Annotated in this window: 1 protein-coding gene; it reads left to right on the top strand. The window is 76.2% G+C overall.

Going from position 1 to position 1599, the window contains the following annotated elements; translation table 11 throughout:
• The first annotated feature begins 338 nt into the window (after positions 1-338).
• A complete protein-coding gene (locus tag ACWDRR_RS44420) occupies positions 339-1484 on the top strand; it encodes a hypothetical protein (RefSeq protein WP_449778038.1) in 1146 nt (381 codons plus the stop codon).
• Positions 1485-1599: the final 115 nt, after the last annotated feature.

Raw genomic sequence — 1599 nt, 5'->3', positions numbered from 1 at the left:
CCCTGTCCGCCTCCCCGTGGGGCGGGGGCTCTGCCCCCCGCCCACACCCACGCGCACCCCCCCCCCCCCTGGGCCCCCCCCCGCCCGGCGGCCGGCCGCCGGACGGCCCCGACCGGAAAGGGCGTCCCTGCGGGACGGCGCAGCCTGGCCCGGCTCGCAGCCGGCCGGGACGTCCGGGCCGCAGGCGGCCCTCCCGCCCCACCCGGACGCCGGGCCAACGGACGTGGCCGGCGGGCACGACAGCACTCTCCAACGCGCTCCGCGCGACCAGGCGGCACCCCGAGGACGGGGGCGCCGCCCGCCCCCGACCGCACCGCCGAACCCACCGAGGACCACCCATGCCCGAGCCCGCGCGCGCCGCCGCCCAGTTCGGAGACCCCTCGCCGCAGACCTGTCTGCAAGTCACCGGGGAAGCCGCCCTGCTCGCCGTCATCGCCGCCGACGACGCCATGGCCGCCGTCTGCCGAAGCCGCTCCGGGAGCGCGCGGTTGGAGGTGGCCATGCACGCGGCCCACCGGGAAGCCGTCGAGGCCGCCCGGCACGCCGACCACGCCGAGAAGTACGCCGACGACCCCGAGATGCCGACGAGCGCGCTCGCCTACTGCGCCCGCCAAGCCGTCCACCACGCCGTGCTCGCCCAGGCCGCCGCCGGAGTCGAGACCACGGCAGCCGGCCTGCGCGCCGAGCTGGACCGCGTCCTCACCCCCGCGGAACTGGCCGAGCGCGAGAACATCCGCCGCCAGGAGGAAGCCCAGCGCGAAGCCGAGCAGCAGGCCGCCACCGGCATGGACCGCCAGAACCGCGAGCAAGCCGCCTCGAACCTCTACCTCGCCGAACACCACGTCGCCCAACTCGGCTGGACCACCAGCCACATGCGGGTGATGGAGACCGCCGCGACCGGCCGCCTGTACTGGCGCGGCGGCCGTGCCCGGCTCGCGGCGCGCCACGGCGAGTGGACCGGCGGGCGCCGGATCAGCCAGGAGAGGACGCAGGCCCTGCTGACCGCCAAGTTCCTCACCGCCGACCAGCAGAGCGACGGCACCCGCGTGCTCACCCCGAGCCCGATGGGCCACGTCGCGCTGGAACTCGCCCGGCTCCACCAGGACGGACTCCACGGCACCGACCAAGCAGCCTACGAAGCACGGTTCGCCCGGGTCCGCCGCCGCCACAAGCGCCGCGACGACCAGAAAGCCGCCGCCCGCCGCCTGCCCCCGCTCGAACCCAGCGCGCAGAAGCTCTACCGGAAGCCCGTCACCATCGCCGAACAGCAGGCGCACCCCGACCAGCAGACACCCCTCGAACCCGCACCGGCCAGCCCGCCGGAGACCGGCACCGGAAGTCTCCCCGCCGCTGCCCTGCCACAGCCGGCACCCACCCCGACCACCACCCCGCGAGCTCCAGCACCTACTCCACACAGACCCCGTCGAGCACTGCGGGGCGCCCGGCCCATCCCCGTCTCCCCACTCCAGCCCACCCTTTGGTGACACACCGATCGTGGTCTTCGTGCCTCCGGCGGGTCCTCTCTCGGAGGGGGTGGGGGCCGGTCGGTTGGGTGCGGGTTGGTGGTGGTTGGGGTTGTGGGGGCGGGGCTCCCTCCTC

The organism is Kitasatospora sp. NPDC003701 (assembly GCF_053587085.1).
The sequence above is the reverse complement of the archived record's forward strand: the minus strand, read 5'-3'. Positions and strand labels throughout refer to the sequence as shown.

What these genes read in the sequence shown, in the direction of transcription:
- ACWDRR_RS44420 (WP_449778038.1), top strand. Translation starts at nt 339, where the DNA reads ATGCCCGAGCCCGCGCGCGCCGCCGCCCAGTTCGGAGACCCCTCGCCG.